Consider the following 21,505-nt stretch of genomic DNA (forward strand, 5'->3'; position numbering starts at 1 on the left):
CTCATGGGGAAACTTGTTCTGATGCATAACCATACCTCAACTTATAATTACCAATTACGTAACCGTTTTGGGCTAAAGAGCCAGGGGATACAAAGCTCCATATTTCTGTGTTCTGCATTGAGTTAGCATTGAAACGTAGATAGGGTATATCAACTGCTTGTGCAAAGGCAGGTGTAACTGGGGAATTGCTTACACTTATTTGTCCACCTATCTGAGAGACTATTGTGCTTATTATATCCTGGTTACTGAAGTCCTGTCCCATATAAATGAAAGTACTTGAGGACACACTGACCTTATTTGTGTTAGCCTTTCCGACTATCTTTATCCTTGAATCATGCCATGCTGTCTGTCCTGTTATAGGGTCTAAGTTTAATATGGGAAATGCATTGTCCACGTTAGGGTCTAATGCTCCTCCTCTAGAGGGAGGCATATATACAATATTAGCCCAGTTATTCAACACACTGTACTTCACCTGAGGAGAGTCCTGAGTTTGGCTCCTGAAACCTGGTAATGCCTGAGAGGATACTACCACCCATGCAGAACCTGGTCTAGTCGCCTCGTCTAGGAACACTAATGCAGTGAGCTGAGTTGTTAGTCCCCCACTCTTGGGCTCGTTCATAGCCTGGAAAGTGACAAAATCTCCATTATTTATACCCATTGACTGAACATAGGGGTCTGCTGAACTCAGGACCATTGGGGTATAGGGTATAATAGCTGTTAACCACGGAGTAGTATAAGACCAGGAGTGATATGTTCTATCATGTCTCCTTACAAAGAATGTCAACGGATACTGGGAAAGGTCTATACCATCTTGAGTAATATCAGACTTCCATGTGGGAGGCGGGTAATACCCTCCAAAAGGTTTGAAGTAATCCAATATGTTATTCCTGAGAGCACTACCGTAACTATCATTAGGCAGTGTGGATGGAACGAGGAACTTAGAGTTGTTTGTTAACTTGTAATAATAGTAGTACGCAGCGTTATAACCTGTCCATTTTCCAGCTGCAGCAAGTCTAAATCTCTGCAAATACTCAAGATATATTCTGTGAATATATGGTAACCCAACGTTACCATAACCTCCTGGCATGTAAGCTCCCCATCCTCTAAAGTAGAACATATTGACATTTCTCATGTATCTTATTGACGGTGGAAGTACGTATACTGCGCCTCCCTTACCTACCTTTACTACTCCTGGATTTATGTCATTTAATGTCATTTTTCCGGCTGCGAAGTTATTTATTATACTTTGTAGCAGGTTCTGGAGTAATGGCTGGAACTGTACTGGTAATCTGAAGTAATCCTCAATTCCGCCATTTCTGTTACTTGCACCTATGGTGTAAGTCGTTGCAGTAGAGAACGTTGAACCGCTAGGCACTTGAGAGGTAATTTGGCTTATGACTGTACTTTGGTCAGAGCCATTTGGAACAAATGAGGCATATAGCTTAAGCTGTTGGGGATTTGGAGTTTGCGCTTCAGCCTCATTTTTCAATATGTATTCAAAGTTTTTGCCATATCCCGCTATCAAAGTCCCTGATTTTAGGATGTAAATTCCTGTGGATATTAAGCCTGGTTGACCCTGGGAAAATATTTGTTGCCCTGTAACGGGATCATGTATGGTGACTGGGCTAACAAGTGGTAGACCTGTTACCGGATCCTGAGTAGTATAGTGTGGGTTGTTAGTGGGACTAATTGATAAGTTAGGATTGGATTTTTGGTTTGGATACCCTCTAACTAACCATAGGAGTGTAAGTAGAAAATCACCAGCACTTAGTACAGGGTATAGAGATGGAAGTGAAGGCCAATTTAAGGAATCAGAGGGTCCATTTGGCAAACTGGTAGGTCTATCAAAAGTTGAGTGAAAACCGTATACCTCTAGGAATGATAAGTCGGGAATAACTAAATCTACAACATTATCGTTCTCGTGCATAAAGAGGTCAATAGTTGTAGTAAATGGTATAATATAGTTTCCATTCGAGTCTGTCTCTGTAACCTTTTGCAATAAATCACTTAATGTGTAAGCGTTATTCCAATATGGTGCGGTCAAATACCACATCATTGCTTGGATATTATAAGGTATTATAGCCTTATTGAAGTACTTATTCATCAAATACGCTGTATAAGCTACTGCTGAAATTGATCTCTGTGTAGTAAGGGGTAATTCCCAACTATAGCCACGGTCAACCAGTAAAGGTCTACCTGTTTTATAAATTACTAAGTCGTCTGGACCATCTGGGAACCCATAGGGACCTGCGGGAACCACTGACACTTTGGTGATTTCAACGGTTCCGTCATTATGTATTAACTCGTTCTTGAGAAAACCAGCCCTACCACCAGCTGGGGGCTTTACGCCCAAGGATGCAAGATCAGGATCTATTGATGGGGTATTAGCCAAAGGATGTGGAGGTACTCCATGACCGGGGAAGTAGTGAGGGTATGGATACTTATACCCGTCAGCCCCTGGATTGTCCCAGGCACCTAACATTAATACTAAATAATAAGCTGAAGCTGCAGATTGGAATCCGTTTGCATGTGCAGCTAGCCCTCTCATAAAGTAAATGGAAACAGGTCTACCTGTGATAGACTCATGATATCTACCTAGGTAATCGACCCACTTTACAGGTTGTTGAATAGACTTCTGAAATGCAACAACTGCTAGTTCATTTGCGATCCTAACTACAGTGTACTCCGGTATTCCAGTAAGATTAGAAACATTTATGGCACCGTATTGAGCCGTCTGATCTGGTGAGGTATAGGGATCATAGTTCATTAACTCAGCCCTCAGAAGTTCAAACCCTGTTGTAACAGTCAAGGTTATGGTATTACTGCTACCGGGTGATGCAGGAACAGTTACTTGAATTGCAGGAACTTTTATCATTTGACCATTTCTCAGTCTATAGGAGACTTGAACTATATTACTGATCATACTTGAAGGTAACTCATCTAGGGTCAAGATGGGCATGACACCGTTTTGCCATGGTATATCAACATAGGAGTAAACATTACCATCACTTCCTAACACAGCCTCCAGCCATTTCGAAGCAGGGAAAGTGAATGAAACAGTACTGCCTGAGGACGTTGTTGCAGTAATCTTCTGTGATGTGGAATAGAGGCTGTTTTTCACTGGCATCCTAACATGTAAACCTGTATTATTACTCGCGTTAGGGTCTGAGGGGTCTAATGGGTCTCCATACTGAGGATTGGGATTTAGTATTACCAGCCATGACAAATTAGTATAATACCTTAAGAACTCCTCGTCTATATGAGGGAAATTGGCGGTATCTGGTATTTCACCAAATTGAGGAAGAGTTACCACCTGACCGTTAGGTGCAACAGTCTGGAAAAGCAGTTGTCCTGTCCCGCTGTAAGAGGGAGAAACTTGTTGTAAGGTAATGGGATTTAAGACTGTCTTACCATTAGAAACCTTATATACGTAAAAGTGGAAATCTACCAAGACCCTTATCCATCCCATGAACAAGGCTCCATCTGTAGCCGGATTTACATATAGGTGCTCATCCGAGACACTGTAGAAGCCAAATCTCTCAGGGGCTATAGTTAGGACTTTTCCTCCATTTTCCCTTATCCTAGCTATAATTCTCCTCATCCAATTAGGGAAGTGATCCCCAGCAAGACCGGCTAAAATGAAGTATTGGGCTCTCGTCTCATCAGGTCCTGCATATTCCCACACTGGGGCACCAGTAACGTAAACTCCTGCTGAGTAGACATTCATTGAGCAAAATCCTCCATGTGCACCTGAATTCGCAGTACCAAAGTTACCAGCAAAGAAACCTGCTGTTATTCCAGGGATTAACTGATCCCTCCCTGTAAATAGGACAAATGAATGGGGATTAGTTTCCCTAATCTTCAACAGACCAGGAAAGTTACCTATACCTAAACTTCCCGGGTTCAAACCTAACTTGGACCAAGAGTTCGCATTGGCACCATTCACAAGGATATCATAAGCAGTATCGTAGTCAATGGCAATCCATTTACCTGACCCTCTTGGTCCAGCCCTAAGTAGAGGATATCTTAACCTTGAAGGAACGAAATAGTAGTAGACATCAGCTGCTCCTCTAGGACAAACTCCGCCATCATTTATGTGCCAACCAATAGTCCCAGTAACGAACCTAGGATATCCCTCTGGAGTTCTAGTTACCTGAATTGCACATCTACCTAAACACTGGAAACAGTTCGTGTACACTATTTCGTCAGAGGGATAGTTCAGGGTGTAGCTAGTTGTCTCGGCAATGGGTCTAAATATTTTATCCACAACAGAAGGAGTGCTGAGGAAAACTGCAGTACCTAAACCAGCAAATCCACTTATTTTTAGAAAGTCTCTCCTACTTAGCTTTAATTGACTCATTAATTAAATTTTTAATAAAGTTTTTTTAAGTATTCACTTCAGTTTGAAGATATGACTGAATATTCATATTTACCATATTAGTTCATAGCCACAACCACGATAAATTTTTTTGAACAATAAGCTCACACACAATTTATCATTATTTTTTGATAAAAGTTATAGTAGTATAAATATTTAAGATTAAGTGCTTACAATTTAAAATAATGATAAGATTAGAACCGAATGACATACTAGTGTTGGAGGAGTTAATTTTATACATTCAGCTCACTTCATACCGTTTCTCCAAGCTTACAGGGATATCAAATGCAACGGCGTGGAGGACATTCAACAGACTAGTAGGATTAGGCTTAGTAAAGAGGGAGGATAAAAGGGGCTTTTCAATAACGGCTAGGGGTGCTATAATACTCTACTTAAACACGTCTAAGGGCAATGTGAGGAGAAGATGTTTGTCGGTCTTAAAGAAGTTGTGGAACTATGATGGTGATGAAGAGAAACTCAAGTATTTCCTAGAGGATGTAGATAAGGTTTTGAAGAGTATGAACCTATCACCGTTTGTGATATGTTTTAATCAGCCTGTAACTATTGCCACAATGTTATACAATAAACAGGATGAGCTAAGGGAGGAGACGAAAGAGGTTATTGCAAATATTTTGATAAACTTTTTCCCGTCAATAGATCTGAGGAACGGATGTAAGGCAATTATCTCATATGACAATAATGGAAAACCTTATGTACTTGCAGCAAAGTGCAAGAGAGAAGGTATAAAATTAAGGTATTATTGTCCCGAGATTTCAAAGTACCTCAGTGTCACAAATGCTGAATTACCTCAATGAGTACTTGGAACTAGGTTTCAATCCCTCAACTATTTTAGGAACATGCGAACTGAGTGAACAATTTGGGATTTATCATGGAGAGAGAGGTGAAGAGGTAAGCCTATTTTTCATTAAGTCAAGTAGACCAATGGAGAAAAGGGGAAAAATAAATATACACTACTTCTCTCCAAAATTTGAAGTCATAATAGAGAGAAGCGTAAAGCTAAATGGAGAGGCTCTGGTCTCGGCATCCACACTGCGTATTGTTGATATAACTTTTCCCCCTGAGTCTAAGATATATGACGGTCTGTTAAGAGGTCTGGTGTTAAATCCCATAGTGGTTAAGGGAGCTGTAGATAACCTTTACTTCAAAAGAGAGGACATCTTATTTGGATGGGGCTTAGGTGAGGGTATTGCGAAGCTTGGAAAGTTTGAACCCAGTGATTATTGCATAATACAGCCTCTAGGTGAGTTAGCATTTATTTCTCTCTACAACAGGTTTGTGATGGGGAGACTTAATTTAGATGACTCCTATGTTAGGAGAGAAAAGGAGAAGATTCTGGAAATTAGTTCAAAAGTTTACAGGGAACTCGGTGAGGTGGTAAGAGAGAACGAGAATAACCTTACGTATGTCGAGGATATTGGCATGAACCAGGACTCTGTTAAGAAATTGAAAACATTGAAGATAAAAACTATCATAGTTCATGATAAAAATATTCTAGAGCTAACAAAGAACTTCACAAAAAATCCTTTTGCAAGTCCATTTTCAGTGGTCATATTAGGAAATAAGATTGGTGTAGACAGGGTAGTTGATAAAGCCCTTAGCCTTGGCTTAAGCGTTTTCAGATCAAGTTTTATTAGTTAAAAAATTATTTTTAACTTTATAATGGTGATCATAAATTGTGGACATGGAAGGAGAAGAGGATCCAATATATGAAGCTGAAAGGTTAATTGAGAAAGGGGATTATCCTGAGGCATTAAATGTCTTGGGTAATTTAAGCTTGCCTGAAGCTTATATCTTGAGGAGCAAAGCCTATATCGAGATGGGAAAAAGTGAAGAGGCTATAAGAGAACTTAAAGAGGGCATAAACAGATTTCCCTATGCCCACTATATGTATTATGAGTTAGCCTTGCTGTATTTCAATCATAATGACCTTGTTAATGCATTGGACGAGGTGAATAATGCTCTTTCAATTCTACCTTATTCTTATGATTATAATAAATTAAAGGCTAGGATACTGTTTGAAATGCAGGAATATGAACAAGCTTTTGATGTTCTCACCTATGTGATAAAGATGAAGCCTGATGATGTTGAAAGTAGGTTATTACGGGCTCAATGTTTTTACTTAACAGGAAAATTCCTAGATGCCCTTAAGGAGATAAATAGGGCTTTAGAATACAACAACAAGGACGAAACACTACACACCCTCAAGGGTAAGATCTATCTGGAGACCCATTTCTACAAGTTGGCACTAAGTGAGTTCAAGATATCTGTATCCATAAGACCCACCGCTGAAAATTATTATCTTCTTGCCTTCTCAGAGTATATGACAGGAGAATGTGGAAATGCCATAAGTGATTCTGAGAAGGCTTTAAGCCTTGATCCCAATAACAACGTGATAAGGGAGTTCTATGAGTCCTTAAGAAATATGTGTGGACAGAAATAATTTCAGTTTTTTGAAAAGAATCATTATTTTCCGGTTAAGCGTCTCTGAAACTAGATATTGTTTGTCGATGATAAGACTAAATGTTGGGCTAATAGTATCTAAGAAGGCTAGAGAAATACTAGGAGATGAACTTTTAGTTAGTATATTTAATGATGGAGAGATTGCGTATGTAGCTGAATATGGGGACTTCATCGAGAAAGATCTCAAAGAGAATAGCGTAAATGCATTAGTTGTAGTTAGTGAGAGCGAAAACAGGAATATCAAGGACTTTTTGAGTAACATAGACGAGTTAACCAATATACACCCTTTGTCCGTGGAAGTGTTAGACATTAACTGGCTACAGTCAAGGGAGCAAGCAAAAGCCCTGATATTAGCTTACATAAGCAAAGCTTCCCTCTCTTTCCTTGCCCGGAGAGTTCAACCACTACGAAACAAGAACTTAACCAGGAGATCACTCTTAAGGAGAAAACTGTACTATTATAAACCCTACCCTGTACTTGCCCAGGAGATCTCCTTTGAAAGGGAGATGAAATACCTCTCATCACTTTGTGAATTAGTGGTGAAGACCCCAGAGGGTCCACAGGTCTCCGATCCTGATAAGTGTACTTCCTGTGGATTTTGCTCAGGTATGTCGTTCTTAGGTTACCTGGAAATGCCTAACTTCAGTACAGACCAGGTCATTGCATTTATTAACACACTGAGTAAGTATGCCCCTACAGATAAGCCCGGTATAGTCCTGATCACGTGCAACAGGATTACAGATATACCTAAACTGAAAGAGGCATACATATATCCTCTTATATCTCCCTGTGTCTCATCAGTTCACGACTCTTTCCTGACAGCAATCCTGGTCTCTGGTTTTTACCCCGTGCTATACTCCCCTGACAGCTCTTGTGAACTGAGAGATAGGGCAAAGATAAGGGCAGAAGTTGCTATCAAGAGATTCCCTGGAACCGAAATACGATTCCCTTATGTGGAGGATCTAAATGAATTAGAGGACGTGTTGAGGAATGTTGCCAGCAATTCCCTAATGTTGACCAGGAACGAGATACCTCAGGACATAGTTTTATCGAGAAGTAGAAGGAGGAATTTACTATTGTGGTCGATTTCTCAGTTCAGATCACAGTCAAAGCTGAATGAGGAAGACGAGATACCTGGAGTATTTAAGGTGGTTGTAGATCCTGATAAGTGCGTTCTTTGTGGAGTTTGTGTAAGATCTTGTCAAATGTTGGTATTTGACATTAAAAATACCTCGAGCAGTACAACGCTGTATCACGATTTATCATATTGCATAGGTTCGCAGAGGTGTGTCAGAAATTGTCCAGAGGGGGCGATAACACTAGTGGGATCTGTTAAAATAAAGGAACTGGGTAACAGGTCGGTGGTCTCGGCAACAATAGGTAAGTGCAAGTACTGTGGGAAGCCACTAGATTCAATAAAGGTGAAAAACAGAGTAAGTGAGATTTTGATGAGTTCAGGAATAAATGACATTGAAGACTATGTTGACGTGTGTAACGATTGCAAACAGAAGAACATGAGTAAAAAGTGGGTTGAAAAGACATTGGGGTTGAGCAAAAAATGAACTTCGTTATAACTTTGCTTAACACGTTGATAAGAGCCCCTAATTTAAAGGAAATCCTGAAGCAAATCGAGGGATCTGATTATTTCAAGGTCGAAATTAATCCTACAAACATAACTGTGAACTCTGATGCTTATCTCCTAGAGGAGCTCTCCTATAGGGGGAGGATATTCATAGCTACGAATGTCCCGTCTAAATTAGCCTATGAGATCTTAAACAGGTTTAACCTGGACAGTTTCATTACCAGAGTAGTCTCTGCTGAAGATGTAGGCATGTTTACCACAAATCCTAAATTTTTTGAATATTTATACAGAATGACTGGAATACAGAGGGGAACAGGTTATTTCATAACTTCCAATACCCTCTCAATAAATAATGCAAAGTCACATCAATTTAAGGTGGTCATGATAGACCGTGAGGGCATAAATTCCGTAAACCTGGTGGATGTAATAAAAGTTAAGGACCTTAAGAAGATCGTTGAACTGACAGGTAAGAGTTATGTCGACACCAAAATTGGCGATTCGTCATTGAGGTGTAAGTGATTTGATATCCGACTCAGAAATCGTTGAAATATTTAAGGAGTTGGGAATGAAGGTAAAGGAGGAAAAACAGCAAGGGTTACACTTTCACGTCAGTATATCTCCACCAACTGCAAACTCCGCCATAGTGTCTATAATAAGACCCACAGCCTTTTCGAAGTACTATGTGGTGACTATGGCAATAGAGGTTGACCCACCTAAACTGAATAAGAAAGTGTTGAGGGAGATCGGTGTAGAGTTGGCTAGGCTAAATGTGGAATTTTACGTTATGCCACCAGATAAACCAACTACAATTCAGATTGCTAAGCTATTATATCAAGAGGACTTAAGTAAAAACGAATTAATAAACACGGTAACACTTGTGAAGAATGCAGGTTTTATCGTATTTAATATACTTAGTGGAGAAAATATGAATGACTAGTAATATCAATAAAATGAAATTAAGGTTTATTTATTATAATAATTATACTTACACAGGATGGGTCTATTCACTGCACCAGCTCCAGGTACTAATTTTGGAATAAACTCACCACTGTTGCAGATTAACCAATATCCTGAATGGGATGTAACAGTCGCACTAGCACTCTATTTTACTGGACTTGCAGGAATGTTGATGGCTATAACTTCAATCCTAGAGTTCACTGGGAGATATCCAAGTTTGGTGAAGAGAAACTCAATCTTCGTATTTATATTTGCTGTCCTATCCCTGGTAGCATTTGATATACATTTAGGAGTACCTATAAGAGGGTTCTATGCCCCTGCAAATGCATTCGCGGCTCTTTTGAATTCGTGGATGGCAAGAGGTATTGAATTCGTGGGAGGACTGCTAGTTTTCTCATTGATTTTTATGGCTATTAAGGTACTTGATGTGAAAAATGTTGTTGCCACATGGGTGTTTGCAATTTTAGGGCTCGTGGCAGGCATTTTTTCCACGACTTATAGTGGTTTTGAACTATCTGCTGCGACTGGTGTACCTTTCTGGAATAATGGAGGGCTTCCTGCACTTTTCTTAGCGTCAGGTATAGTAGGTGGTAGTGCATGGAGTTATATAATAAGTCTAGTGACGAAGGGCGAGGAAGGAATAAGGGCTAGAAGGCTTACTGCAAAACTTTTAGCATACTCTGCAGTAGCTGAGCTAGCAACGTGGTTCCTCTTCATGGCAAACGTCAATTTCGTTTACGTATTCAACGAAGTAGCCTATAACTACATGATATCAGCAGTAACGTTTGTAATAGACCTAGCATTACTAGGATTGGCATTTGTAGTGCCTGGTGTAGGTAATCTAATGATGTGGAGAATGTTGAGGAAAACTAGCTCACAATCTCCAAGTCCTTCACCTATTGACTTTCCTAATTACTTGAAAATAATTATACTGGTCGTCGCAATATTAGCTTTAGTCTCTGGGTTCTTCACCAGGGAGGATATACTTTTCGCCGGTCAATACGCATATCAAGTAGCCCCACTAACGCCATTCCAATATACTAATGGTCAGCCCACACCTATAGGTGCATTTGGGTGGAGAAGTTAGAGAAGGAGAGCGTATAAATAAAAATATTTCATGATAATTACTTTTTATTTTTTCTCCAATTTTTCCAAAGGCACCCTTACGGTATCTACTCCCTTTCTATACCAGATTAGACTAGCTATACCACCCATAAGCCATAAACCGAAATTGAGGATTAGATAGTCTAGGAGAGAAAATGATGATGTAACAACAAGAGAAATCCCATAAGCGGCAATTGGAAATATCCTTACGAGTCCTATCATGAAAGCCCTTATGTTATTGGGCATTAATACAGGCTCATATAAAGTCCTCACTGCCCAACTAAACTCACTAAATAACATATTTATAAAGAGAAGAATGTAGAAAATTCCCACATTAAAATTCATTGTGAGTAATACTATCGGTATCATACTTAATGCGCCTCCCATATAGGATATTAAGGAGAACATTCTAGTATTAATCCTTCTTACAAGAACAGTTGCTATGAAACCTGAAACAGATGCCCCTAAATTGGCTATGAATATTATAAAAGGAGTCTGTGAACTTGAAAAATAATAGTCAGCAACAGTAAATGCCATTAAGCCATATGTAAGATATTGTGTAACCCCTATAATAACAAGAAATATGTATCTAGAGATTAAACTAGTATCATCCTTGACTTGAGTCTGTGTATTAATCTCTCCAATTTCCTTAGCGACCTTATTAGCCTCTCTCTCCGCTTTACTTATATCCCCTTTAGCCATAAGCCACCTAACAGACTCAGGTAAAAGGAACCTTATTACGATTCCAAATATGATTCCTAGTATCGCAACTAGGGACAAGGCGAGAAGTTCAATCGTAAATGAGTTTGATAAGCTATAAGTCAGGTAACCTATTAAAGCAGCCACTGTAGCGCCGATATTGTCAAAATTTGGTCCTAGTATTAAGATGCTGTCTCTATAGTTCAATGGCATCATCTCTGCACTATATGACAACATAATAGGAACCTCACCTTCAACCCCAAATTCCCCAAGTATAATGCCTATTACTATAAGTAAGATATACGGAAACTGGGCTAAACTACTGGTGTTGAAACCTGATAGTACAGATGCAAGTATTATCAGAATCGTACCTACCGAGTAAAGGGTCATGGTTATAAAGAACGTAACCTTTCTCCCTAGTTTTCTATCTGAAAAGAAAGATAGGATTAGGTTTCCTGCTAATGCTGCAAGTGTAGGTGTGAGCAAAAATAAAACGCTATTAATGCTGGGATAGATCAATGGGGCTATGGAGGATATAACACCCCACATGAAATAGCCTACCACAACTGACGCGAACATTAGGGAGTGAACTGTAGTCCACTTGGATGCATCTACTGATTTTACTATTTTTTCCATAAATTAAGTTTCATATAAGCAAGTTATAAAGTTAGTTATATTCAAATCCTATAACTTTCAATATCTCAATGATTTACAAAAATAGACGTTCCTAATTACCTTAAGTTGCCAAAAATACTTAAGAGTTAAATATTTAAACTTTAAATGATTTGGCTTTTAATTATGCAGTATAAGTGGATAGCCCTAAGTAATACCACAATTGGAGTGTTAATGGCTTCTATAAACGGTAGTATAACCATAATTTCATTACCAGCAATCTTCAGGGGTATCAATGTTAATCCCTTTGATTCCTTTCAGTTTCTCCTATGGATATTGATGGGATATAACGTAGTCACAGCCACATTCCTGGTCTCCTTTGGAAAGCTTTCGGACATTTACGGAAGAGTAAGATTGTACAACCTAGGTTTCCTAATATTTACCGTAGGTTCAATTCTCCTTTCAATCACACCAAATCAAGGAAGTTTAGGAGCTCTGGAGCTTATAATTTTCAGGGTTATTCAGGGTGTAGGTGGTGCTTTTCTATTCTCGAACAGTGCGGCAATAATAACTGATGCCTTTCCTTATAACGAAAGGGGTAAAGCTCTAGGTATCAACCAGATAGCGTTCTTAGGGGGGTCATTAATAGGCTTAATACTAGGAGGCATACTTTCTGTGATTAACTGGAGATTAGTGTTCCTAGTTAGTGTGCCAGTGGGAATACTGGGAACAATATGGAGTTACACTAAGTTGAAGGAGATATCAAAGCCTAGTAGAAATGAAAGTATTGACTGGGTAGGTAACTTAACTTTAGCTGTAGGTTTAATATCTATACTGGTTGCTGTCACTTATGGTCTATTGCCATATGGTAGTTCTCAGCTAGGCTGGGGAAATCCGTATGTAATTGCAGGACTAGTGGTTGGATTTGCTTTGATTGGTGCTTTCATATATGTGGAAAGAAAGGTACAATACCCCATGTTTAGGTTAGAACTATTCAAAATTAGGATGTTTGCGGCTGGAAATTTCGCTAGCCTATTACGATCAATAGCTTATGGTGGTCTAACAATTATGTTAGTTATATTTCTCCAAGGGATATGGTTGCCTATACACGGTTATAGTTATGAGGAGACACCCTTCTGGGCTGGGATATACATGATACCGCTTATGGTAGGGTTCGTATCAATGGGACCAATAAGTGGTTGGTTATCAGACAGATACGGTGCGAAGCTGTTGGCTACACTTGGGATGGTTATTGTAGGTGTGGGGTTCCTAATGTTAACTACTCTTCCATATAACTTCAGTTATCCTGAGTTTGCAGCAATCATATTCTTCATGGGCTTAGGTAACGGAATGTTTGCCTCTCCAAATACAGCCTCAATAATGAACAGTGTACCGCCTAAATATAGGGGTGCAGCCTCAGGGATGAGGGCGACGATTCAAAATATAGGACAAACAGCAAGCATAACCATATTCTTCACCATAGTTATAATAGCGTTGAGTTCCAGCTTACCTTCAGCCCTAGCTAATGCTGTATCTCAAGCAGGGGCACCTCAATTATCTGGTTATGTGCAAAATATACCTGTGACTGGTGCACTATTTTCAGCGTTTCTGGGATATGATCCTGTCAAAACCATATTGTCGTCATTACCTGCTCAAATCTACTCAAGTATACCTCCTCAGGCTATGGCTATAATGGAACAACACACGTGGTTCCCAACGGCAATTGCTCCATCCTTCCTACTATCGTTGAGGGAAGCATTCTATATAAGTGCAATATTGTGCTTCTTAGCTGCAATAGCCTCGGCGTTGAGAGGGAAAACAACAATAGCTGAGATTGAAAGAGATGGTGGGAGAGTTGATAAGTGAAAAAATACCATGTGTAAATAAGTTAAAGATTATGAATGCTACAAGAAGTTATTCAAGTAAATTTGCCTTTTATCATACTCAAAATAATTTAAGGGGTGGTGGGTAGGAACATGGAGATTACAATGGATGAAAGGCTTCAGGTAATTGTCACCATCGCTAAGGTAAATAGGGCTTTTCAAAGAGAACTCAACAAAAAGTTAGCTAAGCTAAATATATCTTACCTTGATTACCTCGTTTTAAGAGGAATAAAGGATGGTCCGAAACCCATGGTTGAGCTGGCGAACAAGTACTTGGTTACCCAAGCTTCAATAACCTCTACAGTTGATAAACTGGAGGACATGGGTTTAGTGAGAAGGGAGAGGAGTCAAGATGATAGAAGGCTAGTGTTGATATATATAACAGAGAAAGGAAAAGGAGTTATGGAGGAGGGGTTTAGAATATATAGAGAATTATCAGAGGAAATTATGAAAGAGTTGAAAGATGATCAAGTGAAGTCCCTATTGGAGGGTCTTAATATCCTCCTCTCTAGACTAGAAAACATAAAAAGTTAGTACTTTTTATGAAGGACTTTACTAAAAGAGCATTTAACTTAAGATTATCTAGTTATAGGTTTATCGCCTTCTCTATTCTTAACAACAATATTTGCGTAAATACTATGAAAATATACAATGGAGAGAATGCTTAGAGCAGAACAAAGGAAATACTCAGAATTTGGAGACAATACTTGGAACATTGTATTACCCAGTGGAAAACCTATTAGACTCCCCAATGCAGTTGAAGACTGGGCGAAACCGAATCCACCACTCCTACTCCCGGGCGGTAAAGTCTTACTAAGTAATGTTAAGATAGAGTTTTGGGCTATACCATTTCCCATCGCCAATAGGACTAGGCTAACATAAGCTAGGATTTGGTTTGAGGGAAATGAGAGTAAGATATAGGCTATAAATGTTATTGAAAGTCCAATAGTAGTCGCTATCCTTTCCCCTGCCTTCCCTATTATCCTGTATACTAATAGAAATTGGGCTACAGCTTGGACTATTCCCACTAATCCTAATACTAATCCTATTTGAGAGGGACCCCAGTTGTAGAAATATCTTCCGTAAAAAGCAAGTGTCCCTTGAAGTACAGCAAAGCTTAATGCTATAATAAGTGTTAATGTAAAGAACGAGCTGGACATTCTGAAAATTTCCTTGAGTGAAGCTTGCCTCATGGCAATTTTCTTATTGTCGTTACTGACCAACAGGTATACTAAAATCAGGTTAAGAAAAGCAAGACCTGCAACTATCAGAAATGTGTTCCTATATCCAAGAGGAGACAGTACACCGCCAATTACAGGACCAGCGACAAAACCAACTCCAAATGTGCCAGATATTATCCCAATATTACGGGAGTTATCCTTACCTAGTTCAGTGGCATAGGAGAGTATAACTGGTAAATTACTTGTCAAGGCTCCTGTTATAAACCTTGCTAAAAGTAAGAGATAGAAGTATGGTGATAAGCCTATTATCAAGTAACCTACAACCTCAGAGCCTATTCCCAAAGTCAAAATGTTCTTCCTTCCTCTTATATCCGAGAGTCTACTGATATAGGGGGAGAAAACTAACTGGGCTATTGAGTACGTTACTGTTAATAAGCTATACTCGATTGGAGTAGCTCCCAGCTGTAGAGAGTAATATGGTAGGATTGGAATTATTATCCCGAATCCTACTGAATCTAAGAATGCCGTCAAGGCTAAGGTAATTAATGTAATTTTTCCATTCATAAAGTGACCTCTCCATGTGATCATATTAAGACTGTTTTAGCCAAAGCCTAATGGAGACCGTGGTTTTAATTTTATAGCTTTTAAGCTCTAAACCAAAAGTAATAGTGTGGATGAGACTGACAGGCTAATAATATTCAATCTGCTCAGGGATGGAAGAATATCCCAGAACAAACTAGCTAAGATTATAAACCTAGCTCCTCCCTCTCTGAACTCGAGGTTCAGAAGACTGATCGATGAAGGAGTAATAAGGGGCTTCAAGGTTTTCATAAACCCAAACCTAATAAACAAGTACTTCGCATATTACGCTTTTCCCAATCTAAGAGAGGCTTACTCAGATAAGATATTCGTGAAATTCAATTGCCTTGAGAACTTCAACGTTTATGGGTTTCAGGGCGAAAGTATTGAAGAGATAAAAGAGACTGTGGATGGAATTTCCTCAGAGTTAGGAAAACCCATAATGGAGTATATCCCTCCTCAGACTCCCATAAAGCCTAAAAAGCAATATCTACTACTGATAAAGACACTAGTTGAGAATCCTAGGGCTGAAATAAGTGAAATAGCAAACAAGCTCAACTTTAAGGTATCGAAGGTTAGGAGGTTGATTAGTGAACTTAAGGGATTTGCAGTAATACCAGAGGTTGACCTGATAAAAGCCGACTCAATGCTCCTGGCTGTCTTTACAAAGAAGCTTAATGACGTGATAACAGTCACCAACAGGTTCTCGGTCATAACAATACCCGGAGCGTTAGGAGGAATTGATGTGAGCTTTGTTGGTTCAATACGGAATGCGAAGGCAATGATCGATAATGTGAGGAGGATAGATCCAGACGCACAGGTGATGTTGGTTTATAATTACGAGATAAAGAACGACACAAGGAATTTGGAAATTGAATAATTTAGCTTACAGTAAGTTACCAAGACAAGTGTGGACTTATGTTGATTTTTTATGGATAATTAACGTATTTTTGATCAAGGAATTGTTGCACATAATGAGCCTAAAGCCTAATAAGCCATATGTTATTATACAAAATATATGAAGTATGCTAATTTTTGGATCAAATTCAAAAATTGGGCTATAAATGCTGAAGACAAGGACGTTCCGTTGAGACTGAGAGAGGTGGTCAGGGTTATAAAGGAAAATCCTGAAATTTCTGTAGTTAAGTTAGCTGCATACTTTGACAGTGATGCGTTATTTCTTGCGAGGTCTATCTATTTTAATTACAAGAAAATGGTTCAGAACGAGGTAGCTTAATTCTAGTTCTTTACCACGAGACCTTTACTTAAGGGATATTTCTCCTCAACGAACGTCTTATAATTTACACTATTACGTATATTTACTACTATATACTTAAAGGTGACTTAGTGTGAAAGAGAGTGTCAGAATTTGTTAGAGTTGTCTACGAAAACTTGCATCAATACTTTCCTAATGGCATTCCTTATATGTCTGTCCAGGGCTACCTTCGTCACCCCATACATTTTGGCTAACTCCTCGAGCTTAGTCTTCTTAGGATAATCAAAGAAACCCATCTTATACGCTGTGTATAGTATCTGTCTCTCTGTAGGTGTAAGCGATGAGAGGATCATCATCTCACTCTTAACCTCATCCATTTCTACCCTATCAAAATCAAGGTTTTCAACCTCTACATTGATCTTTTTTAGCTCTTCACTAATTTGGGTCTCCAATTGATCTCTCTTGTTGAATGTGTAGACTTGCCAGTCTTCGATACCATCACTCACAGTAAGATTCGCCACAATAGCGTTACTGTTCATCATAGCCTTTGTAATTGAGTTCTCAAAGTTCTTAAAGTAGTAAAGTAAGGCTGTCTTACTTGACTTATTCCTATCAACCCTTATGATCTTTATGTTATTCCTATACTTTCTACTTAACACGTCAATGAAGTCTGTTAGCTGAGTTTTTGTGTTTGAATATAACTCAACTATTTCAAAAACAGAGTTCTTTGCCACAAGAGGGAAGAGGTATTTTACATTTGCCGTAACATCATAACCTGATGTCTCCTGTGTCCAACAAGCATCATGTTTAACCCGCATCCTCACCTTGTAAATTTGCATCATAGTTGGTTTTATATAGGGCGAGTTATTATATATAGTTTATTATTTTCATTGATATTATTTATTTTTTATTTTCAAATAAATGATTATATCCTAAGCCTAGCTTTACATTATAACCTTTGTGTAACGTAGTACTCCTCGGTCTCACCTGAAAGAGGTTGCTGACGTCTTGTCATTGGCTTACTCCCCACCATAAGGGACGAGGCTTTCTCGACTTCGTAAAGTAATTGATGCGGTTTACTCAGTATTACTTTATTGAGGACTTTAATATCACTAGACTATAGGCGTATTACACTAGAATATGCTTCATAATTATTAATTTACCCCTGAATAATTTTCATATAGTATTTAAGTTTAAACTCTTTAAACGTAATGTTTATTAAATGACAACGAGAAAACCACTTTATGCCTAAGTATATAGGTAAACCGCTGAAAAGAATAATAGAAGATCCGCCTCTTGTGACTGGAAGGGCTACCTTTGTATATGACTTAGACCTAAGGGGTACATTATACGCATCCTTTGTAAGGAGTCAATACGCACATGCTAAAATAAAAAGTGTAAAATGTCCTGAGGGTTCAATGTGTTTTACATCCCATGATTTACCCAAGGCTATCACAGGAATAGCTAGGAACGAAGCTGTCTATCAAGGTCAACCTATAGCTGTAGTATTGACCAATGATGAGTATAAGGCAAGGGACTTAGCAGAAGAGGTTGAAGTTGAATATGAACCGTTACCTAGCGTAATAGACGTTGAGGAAGCCTTGAGTAATAAGGAGAGGGCGATGAGTGAATTAGAGTCCAACATCGTCTTACAGGATGAGGTTAATGTTGGGGATATTCAAAGTGACTTTAAAAGAGCTTATAAAATTATTGAGGGGGAGCTAATTAATCAAAGGGTTATCCCCTCTGCCATGGAACCCAGAGGAGCCTTTGCACAATTTGACGGTAAAAGGTTAACAGTGTGGAGTAGTACACAGACCCCATTTGACCTTAAGAAGTCCTTATCAGAAATCTTATCTGAATACGGCGTTAATGACATAAGAGTTATACAACCTTATGTCGGTGGTGCCTTCGGTAGCAAAATAATAAACTATGCTGAGGAGTTCGTTGTAGCCTATCTCTCAGTAGTAACAAAGAGACCCATAAAGTGGTTTAATTCAAGGACTGAGGACATGATGACAACAAACCACGGCAGGGATATGAGACTAAGGTTTAAGGCTGCGTTTGACTCGGAGGGAAAGCTGTTGGGAATAGAGGGTACACTTATACATGATTTAGGGGCACCCTTCGAAGACATAAACAGGGACTCCTTTTGGATGACAACTACAGCAGCGAGGCTGCTAATAGGTAGATATAAGGTCAATTCCCTCAAAATAAGGGTTCTGGGTGTTGCTACAAACAAAGCCTTTATCGGTGCTTACAGGGGTGCAGGGAGACCTGAGGCTACATATTTTATTGAAAGGATATTGACTTTAGGTGCTAGGGAACTGGGATTAGATCAATATGAGGTAAGAGAGAGAAATGTGATGGACGACGTTAATTTCACCAAATTACCCACAGGATTAACGTACGATAGTGGTAAGTACAAAGAGTTACTTAGAATAGCTAAACCGTACTACAATGACTTAATAAAGAGAAGGGACAGCTTGAGGAGTAAGGGCAAACTAGCTGGTGTCGGTGTCGCAATAGTAAGTGAGATAGCATCATTTGGTCCTTACTCTACAGCTAAGGTAAAAGTTCTCCCCAATGGTAGAATACAAGTTATAACTGGTACAACGCCCCATGGTCAAGGAGATGCAACAGCCTTCACACAGATAGCTGCTGAAGTATTTGATGTTGACCCTTCAAATGTAGATGTGCTTTGGGGAGATACTGACCTAATATCAGATGGAGACCTAACGGCAGGCAGTAGAACGATAACTGTTGGTGGATCTGCAGTATATGAAGCTGCAGTTAGGCTAAAGGAAAAACTGTTGAAAGTTGTGTCGGAGAAAATGGGTGTGAGAGCTGAAGAGATCGAGTACAGAGAGGGTAAGTTTATTCATGAAGACAAGACCATGAGTCTGTGGGAGGCTGCAAGGACTTCCATGTTTATGGGAGTATTACCTGAGCAGGACTACTCATATGTCATGAATCTCTATACATCCCCTTATGGTGTACATATGGTTCTGGTTGAGGTCGATAGGGACACAGGCTTTACTAGAGTACTGGATTATAAGGCATTTGATGACGTAGGTGTGGTTGTAAATCCATTATTGGCTGAGGGACAAACTCATGGAGGTGCACTTCAGGGTATAGGTCAAGCCCTGTACGAGGAGGCAGTTTACTCTCAAGATGGTAACTTGCTGACCTCTAATTTCTCAGATTACGTTCTACCTACTGCCGTTGAGTCATTTAATGTTGAGTGGAAGTCATTTGGATTAACAAAATCTGATACCCCAATTGGATCTAAAGGTATTGGCGAGTTACCTACCATAGCTGGAACACCTGCTGTGGTGAGTGCTATAGAGGATGCAATAGGTAAGAAGATATACACCATGCCCGTCAAACCAGAACTAGTGCTAAAGTTACTAGGAGAATAAATTCATGTTTTTTTGTTCACAACAAACATGTATACACATTTTATTTCTATGTTTCGGTTTGTTGGCTCTCCTTTCTTTACAGATCCTCATATTTACTTAAATATTCTATAAATATTCAAAGTTATTCCTCTTAAATTAGTTTCAGAGAGTGGCATGAATATTTATGTAAACAAAGGAATAAAATTTTAATTCTCTACCTTATAATAGAGTTAACTGACCATTATTGAAACCACTTAAAGCGTATACTTTTTTCGCAAACCTAGCTAGCAGTCTCACGAGTCCCTTCATATCGTTTTTCGTAGCCTCAAATGGAATTATAGGGAGTGTACTTGCTATAGCTACTTCAGCAGGAACTACTTTCCCCGGTATAGCCCAGTACTTTCTAATAAACCTCTCCATCAAGGCTAAGAAATTATTGTTTTGGGGAACCTTAGCTGAGGGGATAATCTGGCTATTAATAGGCTTGCTAGCACTAACAAATACTTTCTTTGTAGTTCTGTATGTGATAATAACCTTAATTATGGGAGTGACCAATTTTGGATGGCTTTTAATCCTTGATAAGATTAGCGGAACGAGTAGGGGTTTAGTCTTATCCCAATATAATCTATATGTATATTTGGCAGGTCTCTTGGCTACATTATTCACAGGTTTTGTAGCTAGTAGTGATATAAACGTGTTGAGATTCTTCTTTATAGCTTCAGGTTTACTGTATATTTATGGTGCTTACGTCAATTCAAAAATCGACATAGATGTTGAATTTAAGAGTAAGAGTGTATCCCCAATGAAGGTTTTCAAAAACAGTAAGTTAAGGAATTTTCTTTTGGCAAACTCTCTTTTTACATTTACGTGGGCAATGGCATGGCCATTATTCCCATTGGCTCAGGTTTATAAGTTTCACCTCGATAGTTTTGAGATAGCTATTATTAATGTGATAGGCAACCTGTCCACAGTAATTTTACAAAGAATTGTTGGTAGATTAATAGATAAACACAGAGTTGCCACCATGTTTTTCAGCAGATTTGCATTAGCTACATTCCCATTAGCCTATGCCTTTTCTACGACTCCCTATGAGATCTACGCATCAAGCTTAGTTTCAGGGTTTACCAATTCGGCATCAGTATCGCTTACTGCATACATATTGGATGTTTCAGACTATCAGCATAAAAGGACAATAATAGCGTTATACAACATGCTAGCAGGATTAGCTGCACTAGGAGGATCCCTATTTAGTAGCTTTATCTTTGGATTATTACTGAGTTACTTCTCAAATATGGTTACTACAATAGATGTGATGTTAGGCTCAATAGGTGGATTAAGGATTATTGCTTCTCTTCTCTTCTTGAGAGTAGAAGAGAAAATAGATAAATTGTAGCTTGATATAATAACTCAAAAACTTTGTTAAAAATTCTTG

At 38.9% G+C, this 21,505-nt stretch carries 17 protein-coding genes; 13 read left to right on the forward strand and 4 right to left on the reverse strand.

Going from position 1 to position 21,505, the window contains the following annotated elements:
* Position 1 precedes the first annotated feature (1 nt).
* Positions 2–4,360, reverse strand: coding sequence for an oxidoreductase (locus SACI_RS10160; RefSeq protein ID WP_011278898.1), 4,359 nt, complete (start codon positions 4,358–4,360; stop codon positions 2–4).
* Between the two features lie 203 nt (positions 4,361–4,563).
* Between SACI_RS10160 and SACI_RS10165 the strand changes: the two genes are divergently transcribed.
* From SACI_RS10165 to nrfD, 7 genes are all read left to right on the forward strand, one after another.
* Positions 4,564–5,193 carry a MarR family transcriptional regulator gene (locus tag SACI_RS10165; RefSeq protein WP_011278899.1) on the forward strand — a complete coding sequence of 210 codons (630 nt, stop codon included), beginning with the start codon at positions 4,564–4,566 and terminating at the stop codon, positions 5,191–5,193.
* Entirely contained in the window at positions 5,174–6,037 is an 864-nt protein-coding gene (locus tag SACI_RS10170) for a hypothetical protein (RefSeq protein WP_011278900.1), read from the forward strand. Before SACI_RS10165 ends, SACI_RS10170 begins: the two co-directional genes overlap by 20 nt.
* A 43-nt stretch (positions 6,038–6,080) precedes the next feature.
* Entirely contained in the window at positions 6,081–6,839 is a 759-nt protein-coding gene (locus tag SACI_RS10175) for a tetratricopeptide repeat protein (RefSeq protein WP_230937995.1), read from the forward strand.
* A gap of 67 nt (positions 6,840–6,906) precedes the next feature.
* Positions 6,907–8,421 (forward strand): 4Fe-4S dicluster domain-containing protein, encoded by a 1,515-nt coding sequence (locus SACI_RS10180; protein ID WP_011278902.1) that lies wholly within the window; start codon positions 6,907–6,909, stop codon positions 8,419–8,421.
* Positions 8,418–8,960 (forward strand): HAD family hydrolase, encoded by a 543-nt coding sequence (locus SACI_RS10185; protein ID WP_011278903.1) that lies wholly within the window; start codon positions 8,418–8,420, stop codon positions 8,958–8,960. Before SACI_RS10180 ends, SACI_RS10185 begins: the two co-directional genes overlap by 4 nt.
* A gap of 1 nt (position 8,961) precedes the next feature.
* Positions 8,962–9,378, forward strand: a complete 417-nt coding sequence (locus SACI_RS10190; protein WP_011278904.1) for a DUF2299 domain-containing protein — start codon at positions 8,962–8,964, stop codon at positions 9,376–9,378.
* Positions 9,379–9,435: 57 nt separating this feature from the next.
* A complete protein-coding gene (gene nrfD / locus SACI_RS10195) occupies positions 9,436–10,485 on the forward strand; it encodes an NrfD/PsrC family molybdoenzyme membrane anchor subunit (protein WP_011278905.1) in 1,050 nt (349 codons plus the stop codon).
* A 44-nt stretch (positions 10,486–10,529) separates the two neighbouring features.
* On the opposite strand, the gene SACI_RS10200 is transcribed toward nrfD, so the two are convergent.
* On the reverse strand, positions 10,530–11,837 hold the full coding sequence (locus SACI_RS10200) for an MFS transporter (protein ID WP_011278906.1): 1,308 nt from the start codon (positions 11,835–11,837) through the stop codon (positions 10,530–10,532).
* A gap of 162 nt (positions 11,838–11,999) precedes the next feature.
* On the opposite strand from SACI_RS10200, the gene SACI_RS10205 reads away from it, so the two are divergent.
* Positions 12,000–13,679 carry an MFS transporter gene (locus SACI_RS10205; protein WP_230937916.1) on the forward strand — a complete coding sequence of 560 codons (1,680 nt, stop codon included), beginning with the start codon at positions 12,000–12,002 and terminating at the stop codon, positions 13,677–13,679.
* Positions 13,680–13,789: 110 nt separating this feature from the next.
* The gene (locus SACI_RS10210) at positions 13,790–14,230 is read left to right on the forward strand and encodes a MarR family winged helix-turn-helix transcriptional regulator (RefSeq protein ID WP_011278908.1); all 441 of its coding nucleotides are present in this window, start codon (positions 13,790–13,792) and stop codon (positions 14,228–14,230) included.
* Positions 14,231–14,274: 44 nt separating this feature from the next.
* Here the strand turns inward: SACI_RS10210 and SACI_RS10215 are convergent, their stop codons facing one another.
* Entirely contained in the window at positions 14,275–15,441 is a 1,167-nt protein-coding gene (locus SACI_RS10215) for an MFS transporter (protein WP_015385774.1), read from the reverse strand.
* 106 nt (positions 15,442–15,547) lie between these two features.
* Here SACI_RS10215 and SACI_RS10220 point away from each other — a divergent pair, with 106 nt between their 5' ends.
* Both SACI_RS10220 and SACI_RS10225 read left to right on the forward strand, forming a co-directional pair.
* Positions 15,548–16,336, forward strand: coding sequence for an Lrp/AsnC family transcriptional regulator (locus SACI_RS10220; protein ID WP_011278910.1), 789 nt, complete (start codon positions 15,548–15,550; stop codon positions 16,334–16,336).
* Positions 16,337–16,474: 138 nt separating this feature from the next.
* Positions 16,475–16,693 (forward strand): hypothetical protein, encoded by a 219-nt coding sequence (locus SACI_RS10225; RefSeq protein WP_011278911.1) that lies wholly within the window; start codon positions 16,475–16,477, stop codon positions 16,691–16,693.
* Positions 16,694–16,818: 125 nt separating this feature from the next.
* Here the strand turns inward: SACI_RS10225 and SACI_RS10230 are convergent, their stop codons facing one another.
* The gene (locus SACI_RS10230; protein ID WP_015385775.1) at positions 16,819–17,514 is read right to left on the reverse strand and encodes a helix-turn-helix domain-containing protein; all 696 of its coding nucleotides are present in this window, start codon (positions 17,512–17,514) and stop codon (positions 16,819–16,821) included.
* Positions 17,515–17,916: 402 nt separating this feature from the next.
* Here SACI_RS10230 and SACI_RS10235 point away from each other — a divergent pair, with 402 nt between their 5' ends.
* The gene (locus SACI_RS10235) at positions 17,917–20,094 is read left to right on the forward strand and encodes a xanthine dehydrogenase family protein molybdopterin-binding subunit (RefSeq protein WP_011278913.1); all 2,178 of its coding nucleotides are present in this window, start codon (positions 17,917–17,919) and stop codon (positions 20,092–20,094) included.
* 223 nt (positions 20,095–20,317) lie between these two features.
* Entirely contained in the window at positions 20,318–21,466 is a 1,149-nt protein-coding gene (locus SACI_RS10240) for an MFS transporter (protein ID WP_011278914.1), read from the forward strand.
* The last annotated feature ends 39 nt before the right edge of the window (positions 21,467–21,505 follow it).

Origin of the sequence: Sulfolobus acidocaldarius DSM 639 (assembly GCF_000012285.1) — an archaeon.
Taxonomy (GTDB): domain Archaea; phylum Thermoproteota; class Thermoprotei_A; order Sulfolobales; family Sulfolobaceae; genus Sulfolobus; species Sulfolobus acidocaldarius.

Bases quoted from the DNA above. Each gene is read 5' to 3' on its own strand.
- SACI_RS10215 (WP_015385774.1), bottom strand. From the start codon at position 15,441: ATGAATGGAAAAATTACATTAATTACCTTAGCCTTGACGGCATTCTTA.
- SACI_RS10170 (WP_011278900.1), top strand. From the start codon at position 5,174: ATGCTGAATTACCTCAATGAGTACTTGGAACTAGGTTTCAATCCCTCA.
- SACI_RS10165 (WP_011278899.1), top strand. From the start codon at position 4,564: ATGATAAGATTAGAACCGAATGACATACTAGTGTTGGAGGAGTTAATT.
- SACI_RS10235 (WP_011278913.1), top strand. From the start codon at position 17,917: ATGCCTAAGTATATAGGTAAACCGCTGAAAAGAATAATAGAAGATCCG.
- SACI_RS10200 (WP_011278906.1), bottom strand. From the start codon at position 11,837: ATGGAAAAAATAGTAAAATCAGTAGATGCATCCAAGTGGACTACAGTT.
- SACI_RS10175 (WP_230937995.1), top strand. From the start codon at position 6,081: ATGGAAGGAGAAGAGGATCCAATATATGAAGCTGAAAGGTTAATTGAG.
- SACI_RS10185 (WP_011278903.1), top strand. From the start codon at position 8,418: ATGAACTTCGTTATAACTTTGCTTAACACGTTGATAAGAGCCCCTAAT.
- SACI_RS10210 (WP_011278908.1), top strand. From the start codon at position 13,790: ATGGAGATTACAATGGATGAAAGGCTTCAGGTAATTGTCACCATCGCT.
- nrfD (WP_011278905.1), top strand. From the start codon at position 9,436: ATGGGTCTATTCACTGCACCAGCTCCAGGTACTAATTTTGGAATAAAC.
- SACI_RS10205 (WP_230937916.1), top strand. From the start codon at position 12,000: ATGCAGTATAAGTGGATAGCCCTAAGTAATACCACAATTGGAGTGTTA.
- SACI_RS10180 (WP_011278902.1), top strand. From the start codon at position 6,907: ATGATAAGACTAAATGTTGGGCTAATAGTATCTAAGAAGGCTAGAGAA.
- SACI_RS10225 (WP_011278911.1), top strand. From the start codon at position 16,475: ATGAAGTATGCTAATTTTTGGATCAAATTCAAAAATTGGGCTATAAAT.
- SACI_RS10230 (WP_015385775.1), bottom strand. From the start codon at position 17,514: ATGATGCAAATTTACAAGGTGAGGATGCGGGTTAAACATGATGCTTGT.
- SACI_RS10160 (WP_011278898.1), bottom strand. From the start codon at position 4,360: ATGAGTCAATTAAAGCTAAGTAGGAGAGACTTTCTAAAAATAAGTGGA.